The organism is Rouxiella sp. WC2420, assembly GCF_041200025.1.
Taxonomy (GTDB): Bacteria; Pseudomonadota; Gammaproteobacteria; order Enterobacterales; family Enterobacteriaceae; genus Rouxiella.
Map to the genome: position 1 here is coordinate 1,292,941 of NZ_CP165628.1, position 18,478 is coordinate 1,311,418.

At 50.8% G+C, this 18,478-nt stretch carries 17 protein-coding genes; 9 read left to right on the forward strand and 8 right to left on the reverse strand.

Annotation, left to right across the window (positions count from 1 at the left end; translation table 11 throughout):
• Positions 1-9 precede the first annotated feature (9 nt).
• From ppk1 to purM, 4 genes are all read right to left on the reverse strand, one after another.
• Complete coding sequence (gene ppk1, locus AB3G37_RS06055; protein ID WP_369790029.1) at positions 10-2,094, reverse strand: polyphosphate kinase 1; 2,085 nt, start codon at positions 2,092-2,094, stop codon at positions 10-12.
• 194 nt (positions 2,095-2,288) lie between these two features.
• Positions 2,289-2,864: a spermidine N1-acetyltransferase gene (gene speG, locus AB3G37_RS06060; RefSeq protein WP_009638416.1), complete on the reverse strand. Its 576-nt coding sequence runs from the start codon at positions 2,862-2,864 to the stop codon at positions 2,289-2,291.
• A 294-nt stretch (positions 2,865-3,158) separates the two neighbouring features.
• Positions 3,159-3,797 (reverse strand): phosphoribosylglycinamide formyltransferase, encoded by a 639-nt coding sequence (purN, locus tag AB3G37_RS06065; RefSeq protein WP_009638415.1) that lies wholly within the window; start codon positions 3,795-3,797, stop codon positions 3,159-3,161.
• Positions 3,798-4,381: 584 nt separating this feature from the next.
• The gene (purM, locus tag AB3G37_RS06070) at positions 4,382-5,419 is read right to left on the reverse strand and encodes a phosphoribosylformylglycinamidine cyclo-ligase (RefSeq protein ID WP_369790030.1); all 1,038 of its coding nucleotides are present in this window, start codon (positions 5,417-5,419) and stop codon (positions 4,382-4,384) included.
• A 254-nt stretch (positions 5,420-5,673) separates the two neighbouring features.
• On the opposite strand from purM, the gene upp reads away from it, so the two are divergent.
• The 3 genes from upp to hda all read left to right on the forward strand — a co-directional run bounded on the left by upp (position 5,674) and on the right by hda (position 8,675).
• Positions 5,674-6,300, forward strand: coding sequence for a uracil phosphoribosyltransferase (gene upp / locus AB3G37_RS06075; protein ID WP_009638413.1), 627 nt, complete (start codon positions 5,674-5,676; stop codon positions 6,298-6,300).
• A 185-nt stretch (positions 6,301-6,485) separates the two neighbouring features.
• The gene (uraA, locus tag AB3G37_RS06080) at positions 6,486-7,778 is read left to right on the forward strand and encodes a uracil permease (RefSeq protein WP_009638412.1); all 1,293 of its coding nucleotides are present in this window, start codon (positions 6,486-6,488) and stop codon (positions 7,776-7,778) included.
• 195 nt (positions 7,779-7,973) lie between these two features.
• Positions 7,974-8,675 carry a DnaA inactivator Hda gene (gene hda, locus AB3G37_RS06085; RefSeq protein ID WP_037379161.1) on the forward strand — a complete coding sequence of 234 codons (702 nt, stop codon included), beginning with the start codon at positions 7,974-7,976 and terminating at the stop codon, positions 8,673-8,675.
• Between the two features lie 7 nt (positions 8,676-8,682).
• Here hda and arsC read toward each other — a convergent pair whose 3' ends face one another.
• Positions 8,683-9,039, reverse strand: a complete 357-nt coding sequence (gene arsC, locus AB3G37_RS06090) for an arsenate reductase (glutaredoxin) (RefSeq protein WP_369790031.1) — start codon at positions 9,037-9,039, stop codon at positions 8,683-8,685.
• 29 nt (positions 9,040-9,068) lie between these two features.
• Positions 9,069-10,517, reverse strand: coding sequence for a M48 family metalloprotease (locus AB3G37_RS06095; RefSeq protein ID WP_369790905.1), 1,449 nt, complete (start codon positions 10,515-10,517; stop codon positions 9,069-9,071).
• A 316-nt stretch (positions 10,518-10,833) separates the two neighbouring features.
• On the opposite strand from AB3G37_RS06095, the gene AB3G37_RS06100 reads away from it, so the two are divergent.
• Entirely contained in the window at positions 10,834-11,898 is a 1,065-nt protein-coding gene (locus tag AB3G37_RS06100; RefSeq protein WP_369790032.1) for an AI-2E family transporter, read from the forward strand.
• Between the two features lie 143 nt (positions 11,899-12,041).
• Here AB3G37_RS06100 and bcp read toward each other — a convergent pair whose 3' ends face one another.
• Positions 12,042-12,509, reverse strand: a complete 468-nt coding sequence (gene bcp / locus AB3G37_RS06105) for a thioredoxin-dependent thiol peroxidase (RefSeq protein ID WP_009638407.1) — start codon at positions 12,507-12,509, stop codon at positions 12,042-12,044.
• Positions 12,510-12,565: 56 nt separating this feature from the next.
• The gene (locus AB3G37_RS06110) at positions 12,566-13,129 is read right to left on the reverse strand and encodes a glycine cleavage system transcriptional repressor (protein ID WP_369790033.1); all 564 of its coding nucleotides are present in this window, start codon (positions 13,127-13,129) and stop codon (positions 12,566-12,568) included.
• A gap of 149 nt (positions 13,130-13,278) precedes the next feature.
• On the opposite strand from AB3G37_RS06110, the gene dapA reads away from it, so the two are divergent.
• The 5 genes from dapA to AB3G37_RS06135 all read left to right on the forward strand — a co-directional run bounded on the left by dapA (position 13,279) and on the right by AB3G37_RS06135 (position 18,476).
• On the forward strand, positions 13,279-14,160 hold the full coding sequence (gene dapA / locus AB3G37_RS06115; RefSeq protein ID WP_009638405.1) for a 4-hydroxy-tetrahydrodipicolinate synthase: 882 nt from the start codon (positions 13,279-13,281) through the stop codon (positions 14,158-14,160).
• Positions 14,161-14,220: 60 nt separating this feature from the next.
• The gene (bamC, locus tag AB3G37_RS06120; RefSeq protein WP_369790034.1) at positions 14,221-15,282 is read left to right on the forward strand and encodes an outer membrane protein assembly factor BamC; all 1,062 of its coding nucleotides are present in this window, start codon (positions 14,221-14,223) and stop codon (positions 15,280-15,282) included.
• Between the two features lie 151 nt (positions 15,283-15,433).
• Positions 15,434-16,147, forward strand: coding sequence for a phosphoribosylaminoimidazolesuccinocarboxamide synthase (purC, locus tag AB3G37_RS06125; RefSeq protein ID WP_009638403.1), 714 nt, complete (start codon positions 15,434-15,436; stop codon positions 16,145-16,147).
• Between the two features lie 204 nt (positions 16,148-16,351).
• A complete protein-coding gene (locus AB3G37_RS06130; protein ID WP_369790035.1) occupies positions 16,352-17,236 on the forward strand; it encodes a neutral zinc metallopeptidase in 885 nt (294 codons plus the stop codon).
• Positions 17,237-18,023: 787 nt separating this feature from the next.
• Positions 18,024-18,476, forward strand: coding sequence for a DUF441 domain-containing protein (locus tag AB3G37_RS06135; RefSeq protein WP_009638401.1), 453 nt, complete (start codon positions 18,024-18,026; stop codon positions 18,474-18,476).
• Positions 18,477-18,478: the final 2 nt, after the last annotated feature.

The window sequence follows — 18,478 nt, forward strand, 5'->3', positions numbered from 1 at the left end:
CCAATATCATCAGGCTGGCTCGATAGGGGGTTTTTGATTTTCAAGTTCAAAAGCCTTCAAATAGTCATAGATCGCCACCTGCGCACGCACTTTGCGACGATTTCCGCGAGGAACATAACGGTTACTAAGATCTTTATCAATAATTCTTGCTTTGACCGTGTCACTAAACTGAATCGCCAACAGATCGAGCACACGCTGCTTCAGGCGCGGGTCGAGCAGGGCAACGGCCACTTCGATGCGATAATCGATATTGCGCGTCATCCAGTCTGCGGATGAAATAAACACTTTTTTATCGCCTTTATTTTCAAAGACATAAACTCTATCGTGCTCGAGGTAACGGTCAATAATACTGGTGATCTGAATATTTTCACTGATCCCGGGCAAATTCGGAATTAGTGAACACATCCCGCGGATCAATAAGCGAATTTTGACACCAAAGTTAGAGGCGGCATAAAGCCTGTCGACCAGGCCTTTATCGACCAGATTATTTATTTTAAGTGTGATCCCGGCCGGTTCCCCTGCCTGAGCATTGGCAATTTCCTGATCGATCAGCTCGTACAACATACTGCGCGAGTTTTGCGGTGAAACCATCAGATGTTCAAAGGTGACTGGCCGGTAAGGATTCTCGATGAAGTTAAATACGCGACGAACTTCATTGGTAATCCTGGAGTCGGCGGTGAGTAACGAATAGTCGGTATAAATACGAGCGGTTTTTTCGTTAAAGTTGCCGGTCCCAATATGAGCATAGCGGACAATTTCGTCATCTTCGCGTCGTGAGATAAGAAATAGTTTGGCGTGAATCTTCAGGCCGGGCGCAGAGAAAATAACGTGAACACCGGCCTCGGTCAGGCGCTTGGCCCAGTGAATATTGGCTTCTTCATCAAAGCGGGCTTGCAATTCAACCACTACGGTCACTTTTTTGCCATTGTGCGCGGCGTGAATCATTGATTCGATAATGCGCGAGTCTTTGGCCACGCGATAAATATTGATTTTTATCGACAGTACGCTGGGATCGAAAGCTGCCTGACGCAACAGTTCGAGCACGTGTTCAAAGGTGTAGTACGGATAGTAAAGCAGCACGTCCTGTTCGCGGATCGCTGCAAAACCGTTGCGGAAATTATCAAACCACAAATGGCGCAGGCGCGGCAGCGGGCGGTTCACCATGTTGGCTTTTCCGACGTTGGGGAAGCCAATAAAATCTTTAAAGTTATGGTAGCGGCCGCCGGGGATCACCGAATCATAGTTGGAAATACCCAGTTTCTCGCGCAATAGCTCAACCATTTCATCAGGCATATCGCGTTGATAAACAAAACGTACCGGCTCGGCTGTCAGGCGCTGTTTCAGGCTGGATGACATCAGCTCAAGCAGGCTTGATTCCATTTCCGTGACCAGGTCATACTCCGCGTCGCGGGTCATTTTCATCGAGTAGGCGTTTAGCGCATCGTAATCGAAAAAGCCCTTAAAGATATCGTCGAGGCAGTAACGCAGGATGTTATCTAGCAATATCATCGGCTTACGTCGGCGTGGCGCTTCCGGCGGTAAATTAACAAAACGCGGAACCTTGTCGGAAGGGATTTCCAGCAGCGCGTAATCGACTTTCTCGCCGCGAATGATCTCCACGGCCAGATAGGTGTAATCGTCCTTCAGAAATTGAACCAGATTAGTTTCCTGATTAACCAGAATAGGAGTAATAAACTGACGCAGATGATGCTTGAAGTACTGACGTAACCAGGCTTGCTGGTTTTCGGAAACTTGACGCTCATTTATTAGAAAGATTTGATTGCGAGCCATTTCCAAAAGAAGATCGTTATACAGGCTGTCGAACTCCTGGTCGATTCTCATGACCTTGGCCTGAATTTTTTTGACCAAATGGCGCGATGCGCCGATAAAACCTTGTTCTTCACTGATCAGAATGCGGCGTTTCAAGTCTGCAAAACGAACTTTATAGAATTCATCAAGATTGTTCGAATAGATGCCGAGGAAACGCATGCGTTCAATCAGGGGGTTACTTTTGTCGGCCGCTTCCTGCAATACTCGCTCATTGAAGGATAACCAGCTCAGTTCCTTATCTATATATAGTTTTTCCTGACCCATTTTAACTCCGTTCATTTAGCCTGAAACCTGGCCCATCAAGACGCATTTTTCGGCCTGCGCAGCTTTTAGGGAGAGGGCCTAGTATCTGCTTGCATTATTGCGAGAGATTGACAGGAATGTCCATCATTTCAATCTCCTTGGTCTTTGGCACCAATGAATTTAGAAGTTCTTCAAAATTAAAAAATCAGAAAAAGCTATAAAACCCCCGCCCCCAGAGCTTCAATGGCGGGGCTTTCAGCGCTTTTGGTTTTATAACGCCTGAGGAATTCAGGCTGGAAGATGCACATACGGATCACGCTGCGATATTCGCCATTAACAAAGAACTCGTCTTTTAATTCGGCTTCGACTTCAAATCCTAATTTGTTGTAAATATGGATTGCCTTGTCATTTTCTTTATCGACAATCAGGTACAACTTATAAAGATTGAGTACGGAAAAAGCGTAATCCATTGCCAGACGAGCGGCTTCACTGGCGAAACCTTGCCCCTGATGGTTCGGATCGATAATGATCTGAAATTCAGCCCGGCGGTGAATATGGTTGATCTCAACCAGTTCGACCAGCCCCACGCGGGTATTTTGGAATTCAGTAACAAAACGACGTTCGCTTTGATCATGAATATGCTTGGCGTAAAGATCTTCCAACTCGACATAGGCTTCATAAGGTTCTTCGAACCAGTAGCGCATGACATTGGCGTTGTTATCGAGGCGGTGTACAAACACCAGGTCGTCTTTTTCCAATGGACGGAGTCTGATGCGGCTAGAGCTGAACATACATTTCCTTAATGTTCTATTTAACTTAACGAGTAGTGTTATTGATTTCAGTAAAAACTGTTGGTATCGGCAGGAGTCACTGACTTGCAGAATGTGCTGTCTGGCAGCATAAACAACTATAAAAACGTATTTGACTGAATATTTCACGATTGTAGCGCGTTTTTTAATCTTTTTGTAGCGTGGCGTCGTTGAATCAGTGTTTGGGGAGGGTAACGGAAACAACATTGGCGAAAAGTGGGCAATAAAAAAACCGGCCTGAGCCAGTTTTAAAAGTTTTCAAAGATTAGAAAGCGATTACTCCGCGGCGTATCCCTGAGCAGGCACCGCTTGCCCATCAAGCATCGGTTGACCGTCTTGCAGAGTCAGGCGACCATCAACGAACCAACTGATGACCAGCGGATAAATATTGTGTTCCTGAGTTTGCACGCGCTCGTTGAGATCTTCAGCAGTATCTTCTTCAAATACTGGGACTTTTGCTTGCAAAATAACCGGTCCGCCGTCAAGTTCCCGAGTGACAAAGTGCACTGAGGTACCGTGTTCGGCATCCTGATTGTCGATAGCTTTCTGGTGGGTGTGTAATCCAGGATATTTCGGCAACAGGGAAGGGTGGATGTTTAGCATACGGCCGGCGTAACGATCGACAAACTCGGAGCCAAGAATACGCATATAGCCTGCAAGCACCAACAGATCGGGCTGATAGGCGTCGATCTCTTCAGCAAGTGCCGCATCAAAGGCCGCACGATCGGCATAAGATTTCGGATCTAACGCGTGGGCGGGAATTCCAGCCGCCTGGGCGCGTTCAAGACCATAAGCCGACGCTTTATTGCTGAAAACGGCACTGAGTTTGGCGTTGACTCTTCCCTGCTCGCAGGAATCGATCAACGCCTGAAGGTTGCTTCCTGCACCAGAGATTAAAACTACAATCCTTTTCATTTTACCTTCTTTTACCTTCGCTCTTGACGCTGTAGCGGCGTTAGCTTCACTTGCTCACCCGAATCACTGACCGGTGTCAGCTCATCGGGATTCACTCACTTGCCGCCTTGCTACAGCGCCAATAACTCGGTAAAGGTGCTGTAACGGCGTTACCTTCGCTCTTGACGCTGTAGCGGCGTTAGCTTCACTTGCTCACCCGAATCACTGACCGGTGTCAGCTCATCGGGATTCACTCACTTGCCGCCTTGCTACAGCGCCAATAACTCGGTAAAGGTGCTGTAACGGCGTTACCTTCGCTCTTGACGCTGTAGCGGCGTTAGCTTCACTTGTTCACCCGAATCACTGACCGGTGTCAGCTCATCGGGATTCACTCACTTGCCGCCTTGCTACAGTGCCAATAGCTCGGTAAAGGTGCTGTAACGGCGTTACCTTCGCTCTTGACGCTGTAGCGGCGTTAGCTTCACTTGTTCACCCGAATCACTGACCGGTGTCAGCTCATCGGGATTCACTCACTTGCCGCCTTGCTACAGCGCCAATAATGTAGATAAAACGCTGTAGCCTTTGTATTACTTGATAAAAAGCTATTACTTAATGATAACGCGTTCTTCTGAGTCGGAAGCTTTGATGCTACCGATAACCCAGGCTTTCTCGCCGTTATCATTGAGCAGGGCGATAGCTTCATCAGCCAGCTCCGCCGGCAGTGCGATCAGCATGCCCACGCCGCAGTTGAATGTGCGGTACATTTCGTGGCTGCTGACGTTGCCGTTCTGCTGCAACCAGCCGAACACGTCAGGCCATTTCCAGCTTGCTTCGTCGATGATTGCCTGGGTATTGTCTGGCAAAACGCGAGGAATGTTTTCCCAGAAGCCGCCGCCGGTCAGGTGACAGATTGCATGAACCTCAACGTTTTCAATCAGTTTAAGGATTGATTTCACGTAGATTTTGGTTGGCTCAAGCAGATGATCGGCCAGAGGTTTGCCCGCCAGATCGGTAGTCAAAGGATCGGCCTTGCTGACTTCCAGAATTTTGCGAACCAGCGAGTAGCCGTTTGAGTGCGGGCCGCTCGATGCCAGCGCAACCAGAACGTCGCCGTCCTGAACTTTGCTGCCATCAATAATTTCTGATTTTTCAACTACGCCAACGCAGAAACCTGCAACGTCATAGTCGTCGCCGTGGTACATGCCCGGCATTTCTGCAGTTTCACCACCTACCAGCGAACAGCCAGACTGCAGGCAGCCTTCGGCGATACCGGTGATGACGCTGGCTGCGGTATCCACATCCAGTTTGCCTGTCGCGTAGTAATCCAGGAAGAACAGCGGCTCTGCGCCCTGTACCACCAGATCATTTACACACATAGCGACCAAATCGATACCAATGGTATCGTGGCGTTTTAAATCCATTGCCAGACGCAGCTTGGTGCCAACGCCGTCGGTTCCCGAAACCAGCACGGGTTCACGATATTTTTGCGGCAGCGCGCACAGGGCACCAAAACCACCCAGTCCGCCCATGACTTCAGGACGACGAGTCTGTTTTACTACACCTTTAATGCGGTCTACCAATGCGTTACCTGCATCGATGTCCACACCTGCGTCTTTATAGCTGAGAGAGGTCTTTTCGGTCACTGCGGAATCCCCACGACGTATGCGTTTTGTGGTTGTTGAAAATGGCGCGGGCTAATTCTAACAGCGCAGGCAAACGTTTGCGAGAGGTCTCGTTATGTTTCTCTATCTATACTCAAATTACCCTGAAAAAAGCTTAACCGGTCGCTAACTGCAAATCCATTGATCCGTATCAGTCTATTGGCGCTGGCGTTGAAAATAAAAGGCGTTATAATCACGCGATTTTTTTGGTCAGCAAGCCTTAGGAGAGAGAGAAAATGAAGATCGTTGAAGTGAAACACCCGCTGGTAAAACACAAGCTGGGACTGATGCGTGAAAATGACATCAGCACAAAACGCTTTCGCGAACTGGCTTCTGAGGTAGGTAGCTTACTGACCTATGAAGCAACCGCAGATCTGGAAACCGAAAAAGTGACCATCGAAGGTTGGAACGGTCCGGTTCAGGTTGATCAGATTAAAGGTAAGAAGATAACCGTGGTGCCAATCCTGCGCGCCGGTCTGGGCATGATGGAAGGCGTGCTGGAGCACGTGCCAAGTGCGCGCATCAGCGTTGTTGGTGTTTACCGTGATGAAGAAACGTTACAACCGGTGCCATACTTCCAGAAACTCGCCTCTAATATAGAAGAGCGCATGGCGTTGGTGGTTGACCCGATGCTGGCAACGGGCGGCTCAATGATCGCCACTATCGACCTGTTGAAGAAAGCGGGCTGCCAGAGCATTAAAGTTCTGGTGCTGGTTGCCGCGCCAGAGGGCATTGCTGCGTTGGAAAAAGCGCACCCGGAAGTCGAGCTGTACACTGCCTCTATCGATCAGGGGTTGAACGACAAGGGATATATCATCCCGGGCCTGGGTGATGCAGGCGATAAGATATTTGGTACTAAATAAGCAATAGCCGACTGAGAAGTCGGCTTTTTTTTGATTTTTACTCGTCATACTTCAAGTTGCAGATGCATTGGCCGCGCTCGTTCGCCCCTGTCACATAGTTATCTATGCTCTCTGGGCCTCACAGGCTTGCCGCCTTCCTGTAACTCGAACTATTTAGAGTAAATTTTTGATTATAAGGTAAATTTATGACGCGACGAGTCATTGGGGTAAGCGAACGCCTGCCACTGTTGCAAACAATTCCCCTGAGCTTACAGCACCTTTTTGCCATGTTTGGCGCTACCGTGCTGGTGCCTATTCTTTTTAAAATTAATCCGGCGACGGTGTTGCTGTTCAACGGCATTGGCACCTTGCTGTACCTTTATATCTGTAAAGGCAAAATCCCGGCCTATCTCGGTTCGAGCTTTGCGTTTATTTCTCCGGTATTGCTGTTGTTGCCAATGGGCTACGAGGCGGCGCTGGGCGGATTTATCGTCTGCGGCGTGTTGTTCTGCATCGTCGGGCTTATCGTTAAAAAAGCCGGGATAGGCTGGATCAACGTGATGTTCCCACCTGCGGCGATGGGTGCCATTGTGGCGGTTATCGGCCTTGAATTAGCGGGCGTGGCGGCGAACATGGCCGGATTACTGCCTGCCGATGGCACCTCGGCCGATAGCACCACGGTAACTATCTCCGTGGTGACGCTGGCAGTTACCGTGCTCGGTTCTGTGCTGTTTCGCGGTTTTCTGGCCATTATCCCGATCCTCATCGGCGTGCTGGTCGGTTACGCGCTGTCCTACTTTATGGGCGTGGTAGACGTCTCGGCGATAGAAAAGGCTCACTGGTTTGCCTTGCCGACCTTTTACACCCCGCGTTTCGAGTGGGTAGCAATTCTGACCATTTTGCCAGCCGCCCTGGTGGTTATCGCCGAACACGTCGGGCATTTAGTGGTTACCGCCAACATCGTCAAAAAGGATCTGCTGCGTGACCCCGGTCTGCACCGCTCGATGCTGGCCAATGGTTTGTCTACCGTGCTGTCTGGCTTTTTCGGATCCACGCCAAACACGACTTATGGTGAAAACATCGGCGTCATGGCAATAACCAAGGTCTACAGCACCTGGGTTATCGGCGGCGCGGCAATTTTGGCTATCCTGCTTTCTTGCTGCGGCAAACTGGCAGCTGCCATTCAGGCTGTACCGGTTCCGGTAATGGGCGGCGTTTCCCTGCTGCTTTACGGCGTGATTGGCGCTTCGGGGATCCGTGTGCTTATCGAATCAAAAGTCGATTACAACAAACCAAAGAACCTGATCCTGACTTCGGTTATCTTGATCATCGGCGTTAGTGGCGCCAAAGTTCACATCGGTGCCGCCGAGCTGAAAGGCATGGCGCTGGCAACGGTGGTAGGCGTGTTCCTGAGCCTGCTGTTTAAGCTGTTCGACGTGTTCCGCGGTGAAGAAGAGATCATTGACGTTCCAGACGAGCGCAACCCGCCAACGGTGTGATCCAGGCTTTGTTAAACGATGAGTTTTTTACCGGGCAAACAGCGCGTTGCCCGGTATGTCGCCTGATTAACCCGCACTTGGCACGCCAAAAGTTCAATTCTTCGCGGATCCTATGCTAAGATTCTTCGATTAATTATTTGTCCTGATATTTTTTGTATAGACAGGTCTGATCTACGCCAGTTTGGTGAGGTACTTCTGAATACACCGGCACAGCTTTCCCTGCCACTTTATCTTCCCGACGACGAAACCTTTGCCAGTTTTTATCCGGGGGAGAACACCTCGCTGCTCTCCGCTATTCAAACTGCATTGCAGCAGGAACATGGCACCTACATTTATTTCTGGTCGCGTGAAGGCGGTGGTCGCAGCCATCTGTTGCACGCAGCCTGTGCCGAGCTTTCCCTGCGTGGTGAAGCCGTTGGTTATGTTCCGCTGGATAAGCGTGCTTATTTTGTGCCGGAAGTGTTGGACGGAATGGAGCAGCTAGCGCTGGTTTGCATCGACAATATTGAAGGTATCGCGGGTGATGAAGAATGGGAAGCGGCGGTTTTTCATCTTTATAACCGCATTCTCGAAACCGGTCGCACCCGACTGTTTATTACCGGCGATCGCCCGCCGCGTCAGCTGAATCTTGGCCTGCCCGATCTGGCTTCACGCCTTGACTGGGGGCAAATCTATCGTCTCCAGCCGCTGTCCGATGAAGAAAAACTGCAAGCCTTGCAGCTGCGATCCAAACTGCGTGGCTTCGAGCTGCCCGAGGACGTGGGGCGTTTCCTGTTAAAACGCCTTGATCGCGAAATGCGCACTCTGTTTATGACTCTCGATCAGCTCGATCGCGCCTCAATCACGGCTCAGCGAAAACTCACCATCCCCTTTGTGAAAGAGACGTTGCATCTGTAGCGGTGAGTTAAAGTATTTCCAGCACTTGCTCCGGCGGACGACCCAGACGAGCCTTGCCATTCTTGACCACAATCGGGCGCTCCAGCAGGCGCGGGCTGTCTGAGATAGCCTGTAATAGCTGTTCTTCAGTCACACTTTTGTCCCCCAGATTTTTTTCTTTATACACCTCTTCTTTAGTTCGCATCATCTCTCTGGCAGAGGAAAAGCCCAGCTTGTGCTGCAACTCTTTTAGCGTGTCTAGAGACGGTGGCGTTTCCAGATAAAGAATTACGTCCGGCTTGATGCCTTTCTCTTCCAGCAGAGCGAGCGTTTCTCGGCTCTTGCTACAGCGTGGATTGTGGTAAATCGCGACGTCGTGTTTCATTTTCTGCTCCTTAATGTATTGCGGCTTCCTCAGCCTTTTTCGTATTGCTGGAAGCGTTTTTGCAGTTGGCGCAGCTGATCGATGCGAGCGTCGTAGCGCGCCTGATCCAGACTGCCAAGCTTTGACAGCGAACTTGCGCTGCTCAACATACTGATTGACTGATCCAGTCGGCCTACCAGCGCCATGCTTTCTGCCCGCGCCGCTAGCTCTTGCGCTCTCAGACCCTGCTGGGCCACTGACTGCGTGAGCAAATCCCAACCGTTGGGATCGTCTGGATGAGCGTAAGTGTAACGGTAAAGTAGCCGACTGGCCTTGGCCGGCTCATTTCCTTCGACATACGCATTGGCCATATTTAACTGTAGCACGGGATCTTTGCTGGTCGGCGCGTTGGCCTTTTCCAGCCGGGCAATCGCCTGCGGGGCGTGCTGCTGGTCAATATCGATATCAGTGAGCAGATCGAGATACCACGCATTGGATGGCTCTTTCGCCAGCATTGCTTCAAGAGTTGTTCGTGCCTGATTGTAGCTTTTTGCCTTGTAGAACAGCAGGGCGCGTCCATATTTGGCGGCGTTCTGTTCGCGAATACTACCGTTACTTAGCTGATTGAGGTAATCGTCGGTCAGCGGGTGATCTTCAGTACCGTACATGCCGAGAATACGCACCTTGGCGAAGTAGAAATTCTGGGATGATTGCACCACGATGCGCGGCATTTGGCTCGCGCGGTTGCGGGCATCGGACAGGCGGCTGTCAGGCAAAGGGTGGGTTAGCAGCATTTCCGGCGGCTTACTCGAATAGCGCGACTGATCAGACAGCTTTTGCAAGAAATCTGGCATGGCTTCGGGGTTAAAACCCGAGCGCTGGAGCACCTGAAGCCCGATGCGGTCCGCTTCCTCTTCATTGGCGCGGGTAAAGCTGATCATGCCCTGCTGCGTGCCCGCCAAAGTGCCGGTAAGCCCGGCCATGCCCGCCTGTGGACTGGCCATCGCCAGCAGGATGGAGCCTAATACGCCGACCCAGGTCAGAGGAGAATTACGTTTTTGGTCCTCCATCGCACGGGCAAGATGGCGCTGGGTGACGTGGGAGATTTCATGTGCCAGCACCGACGCTAGCTGGCTCTCGTTATCGGTAAAACGGAAAATCGCCGAGTGCAGCACGACATTACCGCCAAAAAAGGCGAAAGCATTAAGCTCGTCATTGTTGACGATAAAAAAGTGAAACGGAAAACGCACGGAATAGGCGTGGGATACCAGACGATCGCCAAGCTGATTAACATACTCGTCAATCAAAGGATCGTTGATCAACGGAGCGCTACCGCGCAGTTGGCGCACATAGTAATCGCCCATTTGCAGCTCTTGATCGATAGTCAGCGTTCCACCGGCAGTGGTACCCATATCAGGAAGCATATCGGCACTGTCGGCTCGTGCATATAGAGAAACGCCTGCGCTCAGAGTACTGACAATCAGGCCAGTCGCCACCATGCGGGTTATGAGTCTGCTCAACTTTAATTTTAGCCGCATTGCCATAATTACCTTTTTAGCCAGGATTCAGCGTAGTTCGCGCGAGTGGTTTTGCGAGACGACACGGAATTATCTTAGACATTTAGCCAGCGTAAGGCATTGAAACCCCTATCCGTGGTAAGGTTTGCGCTACAGGCTGGTTCAAATAAGGCCATCATCACCTTAACAACGATGTCCTCTATTGTAATCAAGCGTTACTACATTGGAACCACTAAGCCTGAACTATCTGCGACAAATGCGTCAGCGACAGGTTAATAGATTTTAGGAGTTAAAACTGATGCTCGAGATGTTATTGCAATGGTACCGTCGCAGATTCACTGACCCGCAGGCGATTGCGCTGCTGGCAATTCTGGTGGTCGGATTCTGTATTCTCTATTTTTGCAGCGGCATTCTTGCGCCGCTGCTGTTTGCCATCGTTTTGGCGTATTTGCTGGAATGGCCCACCGTTCGATTACAGCGCTGTGGCTGCTCGCGCACGCTGGCGGTGTGCATTGTGCTGACTATTTTCACCGGAATCGTGATGCTGCTGGTGTTTGTGATCGCGCCATTGACCTGGCAACAGGGCGTGAACCTGATGGCCGATCTGCCCAGTATGCTCAATCGCTTTTACGCGATGGCCGCGACGTTGCCAAAACGCTACCCGGCGCTGGTCGATGCCGGCATTCTCGATATGATGACCGACAATCTGCGTTCGCGCATTTCAGGGGTCGGCGAGTCGGTGGTGAAATACTCTCTGGCATCGCTGGTGGGTATTCTGACGCTGTCGATTTATCTGGTGATAGTGCCGCTGATGGTGTTTTTCCTGCTCAAAGATAAAGACCAGATGCTCAGCGCCGTGCGCCGCGTACTGCCACGAGACAGAGGCCTTGCCGGACTGGTGTGGACCGAAATGAATCAGCAGATCACCAACTACATTCGCGGCAAAGTGCTGGAAATGGTCGTCGTCGGCATCGCTACCTATCTGGTGTTCTTCTTTTTGGGCATGCGTTATTCACTATTGCTGTCGGTGCTGGTTGGCTTCTCGGTACTGATCCCCTATATCGGCGCGATGCTGGTGACCATTCCGGTGTTTGTCGTGGCGCTGTTTCAGTGGGGGATTGGTGCGGATTTCTGGACGCTGATTATTGCTTATCTGGTGGTACAGGGGCTGGACGGAAACTTGCTGGTGCCGTTGCTGTTTTCAGAGGCGGTAAATCTACACCCGCTGGTGATTATTCTGGCGGTGGTGATTTTCGGCGGCCTTTGGGGATTCTGGGGCGTGTTTTTTGCGATTCCGCTGGCGACACTGGTGAAAGCGGTATATCACGCTTGGCCTGACGAGCTGGATGAAAAGCTAGAGTGAATTAACTATTTGAATTAAAACTGAAAATAGTTTCACTCTTTTATAGATGAAAGTTTAGGGGGAAAAGACGACTCATAATCTGAATCGTTTCTTCCCCCATTCCAACCTTCTGGCGCTGAAAATAACGCGGGAAGAGGGGATAATTAATTACCCGTTACATACTCTAGAACAATGTCGTGGTGATTGCTGGTCTTGAAGTCATCGAAGACTTTTTCAACTTTGCCGTTGCCGTCGAGCAGGAAGCTGATGCGGTGAATGCCGTCGTAGGTTTTACCCATGAAGGATTTCTCACCCCAAACGCCAAACGCATGCGAAACCTGGTGATCTTCATCAGACAAAAGCGTGAAGTTCAACAGCTCTTTTTCAGCAAACTTGGACAGTTTTTCTGGTTTATCCGTGCTTATTCCCAGCACTTCAACACCAGCTTCTTTCAATTGATCCATGTTGTCGCGCAGGCCACAGGCTTGAACGGTGCAACCTGGGGTCATGGCCTTCGGGTAGAAATAGACCAGGACTTTCTGTCCCTGGAAGTCGGCCAGGTTAATCTGTTCGCCGTCTTGATCCGGCAAACTGAATTGCGGCGCAGTATCTCCGGCTTTCAGTGGGCTCATTTTATTCTCCATCATTTTCTCAATGCTGAGGTTAATCTGCAGGCTTTTAAACGCTATCAGGACGTCGTAATGACGTTAATACTGCCTTGTGCATTCAATTCTGTACATAGCTGATGAAACGCTTGCTCAATAATTTCTGCATCGGTGTTGGCCGGGCTATGAGCAGTGATCTGGATTGATAGTTGTGCTTCGCGACTGCCCTCGGCTGGCGTGGTCTTGGATGCAAGCTCGGCGATGTTCATCTGGTGTGTGTGGAATAAATTAGTAAATCTTTCAATTAAATGCGGCGAGTCTTTCACGTCAACCTTTACCCAGACGGTCGCTGGCATCGGCGGTCGTTCAGAGGCGCTGGTTCTTTTCATCACGATCAGCAATTCGAGCTCGGCCCCTTTTTGCGGCAGCGTGGACTCGATAAGTGTGATGGCATTCCAGCTCCCGGAAAGGAACATGATAAAAGTAAATTCTTCGCCAAGCATCGCCAGTCGGCTGTCTTCGATATTACAACCGCAGCTACTTACCTGACGAGTAATGGTATTCACGATACCGGGCCTGTCGGCACCCAGCGCGGTGATAACCAAATAATGTTGTTGTGGTTGTGACAAAATAGCTCTTCCCGTCATGCCCTGTTGTAAGACTTACTATCGCAGACATGAAATTTGTCTGCAAACAGAAAAAAAACCGTCCGGCAGACGGTTACGACACGTTGTTTACTTGCTTTGCCCATGTGTCAAAAGTACCATGAGTCACCTGTTTGTGGAGGGGAAGGTCAATGTTTACGGGAAGTATTGTTGCACTGGTTACGCCGATGGACGACAAAGGTGCCGTCGATCGCGCGAGTCTCAAAAAACTGATTGATTATCATGTGTCCAGTGGTACTGCGGCGATTGTTTCCGTAGGCACGACCGGTGAGTCTGCAACCTTGAACCATGATGAGCACGCTGACGTCGTTCTACAGACGCTGGATCTGGCCAATGGCCGCATTCCGGTGATTGCCGGCACGGGCGCCAATGCCACCGCTGAAGCCATCGCGTTAACCAAACGCTTTGAGAATTCTGGCGTTGTTGGCTGTCTGACGGTAACGCCTTATTACAACCGTCCGACTCAGGAAGGTCTGTTCCAGCATTTCAAAGCCATTGCCGAAAGCACTGCGCTGCCACAAATTCTCTATAACGTACCGTCTCGCACCGGCTGCGATATGCTGCCTGCGACCATCGCTCGTTTAGCAAAATTAAAAAATATTGTTGCCTGTAAAGAGGCAACAGGGAACTTAAGTCGCGTTAGCCAGATCCAAGTGCTGGTTGATGATGAAGATTTCATTCTGCTGAGTGGTGATGACTTCAGCGGTCTGGACTTCATGCAACTGGGTGGTAAAGGCGTTATTTCTGTGACCGCCAACATTGCGGCAGCAGAAATGGTCGAGCTTTGCCGTCTGGCAGCGGAAGGCAAATTTGCCGAAGCGCGCCGTTTAAATCAGCGCTTGATGCCGTTGCATCAGCATCTGTTTGTAGAAGCAAACCCAATCCCTGTGAAATGGGCCTGCAAGGCTCTGGGATTGATAGCAACCGATACAGTGCGTCTGCCAATGACGCCGCTGACCGATGCTGCTCGTCCAATAGTGGAAGATGCACTAAACAAGGCCGGTTTGCTATAACCCGAGTAGTTGGCGCGGTTGCGTTAAGTACCAAGGGGATAACACTTTTAGGGATATTTGATGACCTACTCATTAACAAAACCACGTTTTCAAAAGTCGACGTTAGCAAAGGTTATGGGTCTTTCCCTGATTATGCTGCTCGCGGCTTGCTCTAACGATTCGCACTACAAGCGAGAAGTAAACGGCAATGAAGATTACCTTCAGGCTGCACCGTTGAAAGAGCTGCAAACTCCCAATGGCATGATTTTGCCGCTGGAGAACGGAACTTACGATGTACCGCCTGGCACCAGCAAAGGCGCGTTGGGCAAGGCTCTTGATATCCGTCCTCCATTGCAGCCTCTGGCGCTGGTCGATGGTTCACGGGCTCAATATACTGCCGATACCGGCACTGTATTGCTGACGCAGAGCAGCGGCCTGTGGGCAAACGTAGTGACTATCGTGCAGAAAAACGGCTACAAGATTGCCAGCCGTGACGATGCCAATCAAACACTGACTACCGATATGGTGCAGTGGAACCGTAAAGATGAAGACTTCCAGTATCAGGGTCGTTATCAGATAAGCGTGACCACTCAGGGCTACCAGAATGCCTTGACGGTGAAAACGCTTGAGCTGCAGCAAAAAGGTGTAGCGGTTACTTCACCAACCGAGCAGCAGCGTTACACCGGCCAGATGCTAAACTCCATCACCGCGGGTCTGGGCCAACTGCAGCAAGAACAGCAGAATCGTCTGGACAACCGTAAACTCGGCGAGATCGACGTGCAGAGCGGCGCGGATGATACCGGCCTGCCAGTCGTGATTATCCGTGCCCCGTACGGCAATGTCTGGGAACGTCTGCCTGCCGCGCTGGCAAAAGCAGGCATGAAAGTCACCGACAGCAGCCGTCCGCAGGGTACTTTGACTGCCAAATACTCGCCGTTGGATAGCGATGCCTGGGATGCGCTCGGCGCGAAAGATCCAGACCTGTCTTCTGGAGAATATAAACTCCAGCTCGGTGACCTGAACAACCGCAGTAGCTTGCAGTTCATTGATCCTAAAGGGCATGTTCTGTCGCAGTCGCAAAATGATGCGATGGTGGCAGTGATGCAGGCCGCGTTGAATCAAAGCGGTACCGTATCCAAGTAATACGCGAAGGGGCTACGGCCCCTTTTTGCATTTGCCGATTCATGGCGAATAGCGAATACGTGTTGATGGCAAATACGTATTTATAGCGAATAATAGAGATATACCTGTCGTTTTTTGTACCACCCCAATCAAGTCACTGGAGTAAGTTAAGATGCAAAAGTTAGCTGAGTTGTATCGCGGAAAGGCGAAAACCGTCTACACCACCGAAAACCCAGACCTGCTGGTTTTGGAGTTCCGTAATGATACGTCAGCACTGGATGGCGAACGTATTGAGCAGTTCGACCGTAAAGGCATGATCAACAACAAATTCAACCACTTCATTATGCAGAAGCTGGAAGAAGCCGGCATTCCGACCCAAATGGAACGTCTGCTGTCAGACAACGAAGTGCTGGTGAAAAAGCTGGATATGGTTCCGGTTGAATGCGTTATCCGCAACCGCGCGGCCGGTTCACTGGTTAAGCGTTTGGGCGTAGAAGAAGGCCTGGTTCTGAATCCGCCGCTGTTCGACCTGTTCCTGAAAGACGATGCCAGACATGACCCGATGGTCAACGAATCTTACTGCAAAACCTTCGGTTGGGTTAACGAAGAGAATTTGGCACGTATGAAAGAGCTGAGCTACAAGACTAACGACGTGCTGAGCAAGATTTTCGGCGATGCTGGTCTGATTCTGGTCGATTTCAAGCTGGAATTTGGTCTGTTCAACGGCGAAGTGGTACTCGGTGACGAATTCTCTCCGGACGGTAGCCGCCTGTGGGATGCCAACTCGCTTGAGAAAATGGACAAAGACCGTTATCGTCAGAGCCTGGGCGGTTTGATCGAAGCCTATGAAGAAGTCGCGAAACGTATTGGCGTTAAATTAGACTAATCTTTTTTTAGCCACGCAACGCAAACGATTACGCCCCCCAAGATTGTCAACACAGCTTAACGCTGTCGTCTGAGGGGGCGTTTTTATAGCTTCGTTTTCTTAAACACCTTCCGACTTCTTACCCAACTTCAAAGTCTGGCTATCCGCTATTGGTATTCCTGCGTCTTGTTAACTAGGATTAGGAAAAAACAGCGGGGGTGGATTATGCGTTGGCAAGGGCGTCGAGAAAGCGACAATGTGGAAGACCGCCGTAATGATGGCGGCAGTCAGGGTAGCAATGGGATGGGCGGGATGCGCATTCCTATTCGCGGCAAAAGCGGCATCGTGATTGTTATTGTGGTGCTGATCGCCGGTTATTACGGTATTGACCTCAGTCCGCTGATTGACGGCGGCCAGACTCAGAATCCCTCTCAGTATCAGCAGCGACAAACTCCTGCTTCAATCAGTCCTAACGACGACCGACAGGCTAAATTTACCTCTGTCATTCTTGCCTCTACAGAAGATGTCTGGACTCAGATTTTTAAACAAAATGGCATGACCTATCGTGACCCGAAACTGGTAATGTACCGTGGTGCAACCCGCACCGGCTGTGGCACCGGGCAATCGGTGATGGGGCCATTTTACTGCCCGGCAGACAGCACCGTTTATATCGACCTGTCATTTTATCAGGAGTTGAGAGATAAACTCGGCGCAGGAGGAGACTTTGCGCAGGGTTATGTCGTCGCTCACGAGGTCGGGCATCATGTGCAAAATCTGTTAGGGATAGACAAGAAGGTGCGCCAGATGCAACAGGGCGCGTCACAGACCGAGGTGAATCGCCTGTCGGTGAAAATGGAGCTACAGGCCGACTGTTTCGCCGGTATCTGGGGACACGCCATGCAACAGGAACAGGTGCTTGAAAGCGGCGACCTCAAGCAGGCGCTGGACGCCGCACGCGCAATCGGCGACGATCGGCTACAGCAGCAAAGCCAGGGTCGCGTAGTTCCCGACAGCTTCACCCACGGAACCTCCGCCCAGCGCTATGACTGGTTTAAACGCGGCTACGACAGTGGCCGCATGGATCAGTGCAACACTTTCGCCACCAAATAATTTCACTTCATCTTTCCCGCCGCAGCAGCGTTGGCTGCGCGCTATCCACCGTGGTCACTTACTTTGTGTAAGCTCCCACGGTGTCTCCGCTGGCCGTCTTGCTGCAACAGGAAATCTATTGTGAAACGTCACTTCATCTTTCCCACCGCAGCAGCGTTGGCTGCGCGCTATCCACCGTGGTCACTTACTTTGTGTAAGCTCCCACGGTGTCTCCGCTGGCCGCCTTGCTGCAACAGGAAATCTATTGTGAAACGTCACTTCATCTTTCCCGCCGCCGCAGCGTTGGCTGCGCGCTATCCACCGTGGTCACTTACTTTGTGTAAGCTCCCACGGTGTCTCCGCTGGCCGTCTTGCTGCAACAGGAAATCTATTGTGAAACGTCACTTCATCTTTCCCACCGCAGCAGCGTTGGCTGCGCGCTATCCACCGTGGTCACTTACTTTGTGTAAGCTCCCACGGTGTCTCCGCTGGCCGTCTTGCTGCAACAGGAAATCTATTGTGAAACGTCACTTCATCTTTCCCACCGCAGCAGCGTTGGCTGCGCGCTATCCACCGTGGTCACTTACTTTGTGTAAGCTCCCACGGTGTCTCCGCTGGCCGCCTTGCTGCAACAGGAAATCTATTGTGAAACGTCACTTCATCTTTCCCACCGCGATATTTCCCGCGCGTATTCACCTCTGCCACATAGTTGTGTAAGCTCCTGAAGGGCTGATTCGGGGCAACTTTCGACAGCTGACGTCATTAATAAAATTTTATCGTCTTAATCGTGACTTACTTTGGGAATCTTATGGCTTTTCTCGATCCAACCTTGCTTATCCTGCTGGTTTTTGCCGGTCTAGGTATTCTTAGTCACAATTCAGCCGTCACTATTGCCATGTTCTTTTTGCTGACGGTACGCATTACGCCGCTAAATCACTTCTTTCCATGGATCGAAAAATACGGCCTGACGTTAGGGATTATTATTTTGACCATCGGCGTAATGGTGCCGATCGCCAACGGCAAGATCACCCCTGGCGCGTTGATTCATTCCTTTTTTCACTGGAAATCGATCGTCGCTATTCTGGTTGGCGTAGGCGTTTCCTGGCTGGGCGGCAGAGGAATTACCCTGATGGGCAGCCAGCCGCAGCTGGTAGCCGGACTGTTGGTCGGCACAGTGTTGGGCGTCGCCTTTTTCAAGGGCGTGCCGGTTGGGCCTTTAATTGCCGCCGGTTTACTGTCACTGATGATCGGTAAAGGTTGACT

Excerpts from the sequence above, each read along its gene's own strand:
- ppk1 (WP_369790029.1), bottom strand. The coding sequence starts at position 2,094 with ATGGGTCAGGAAAAACTATATATAGATAAGGAACTGAGCTGGTTATCC.
- speG (WP_009638416.1), bottom strand. The coding sequence starts at position 2,864 with ATGTTCAGCTCTAGCCGCATCAGACTCCGTCCATTGGAAAAAGACGAC.
- purN (WP_009638415.1), bottom strand. The coding sequence starts at position 3,797 with ATGAAAAGGATTGTAGTTTTAATCTCTGGTGCAGGAAGCAACCTTCAG.
- upp (WP_009638413.1), top strand. The coding sequence starts at position 5,674 with ATGAAGATCGTTGAAGTGAAACACCCGCTGGTAAAACACAAGCTGGGA.
- uraA (WP_009638412.1), top strand. The coding sequence starts at position 6,486 with ATGACGCGACGAGTCATTGGGGTAAGCGAACGCCTGCCACTGTTGCAA.
- arsC (WP_369790031.1), bottom strand. The coding sequence starts at position 9,039 with ATGAAACACGACGTCGCGATTTACCACAATCCACGCTGTAGCAAGAGC.
- AB3G37_RS06095 (WP_369790905.1), bottom strand. The coding sequence starts at position 10,517 with ATGGTGGCGACTGGCCTGATTGTCAGTACTCTGAGCGCAGGCGTTTCT.
- AB3G37_RS06100 (WP_369790032.1), top strand. The coding sequence starts at position 10,834 with ATGCTCGAGATGTTATTGCAATGGTACCGTCGCAGATTCACTGACCCG.
- bcp (WP_009638407.1), bottom strand. The coding sequence starts at position 12,509 with ATGAGCCCACTGAAAGCCGGAGATACTGCGCCGCAATTCAGTTTGCCG.
- AB3G37_RS06110 (WP_369790033.1), bottom strand. The coding sequence starts at position 13,129 with ATGACGGGAAGAGCTATTTTGTCACAACCACAACAACATTATTTGGTT.
- dapA (WP_009638405.1), top strand. The coding sequence starts at position 13,279 with ATGTTTACGGGAAGTATTGTTGCACTGGTTACGCCGATGGACGACAAA.
- bamC (WP_369790034.1), top strand. The coding sequence starts at position 14,221 with ATGACCTACTCATTAACAAAACCACGTTTTCAAAAGTCGACGTTAGCA.
- purC (WP_009638403.1), top strand. The coding sequence starts at position 15,434 with ATGCAAAAGTTAGCTGAGTTGTATCGCGGAAAGGCGAAAACCGTCTAC.
- AB3G37_RS06130 (WP_369790035.1), top strand. The coding sequence starts at position 16,352 with ATGCGTTGGCAAGGGCGTCGAGAAAGCGACAATGTGGAAGACCGCCGT.
- AB3G37_RS06135 (WP_009638401.1), top strand. The coding sequence starts at position 18,024 with ATGGCTTTTCTCGATCCAACCTTGCTTATCCTGCTGGTTTTTGCCGGT.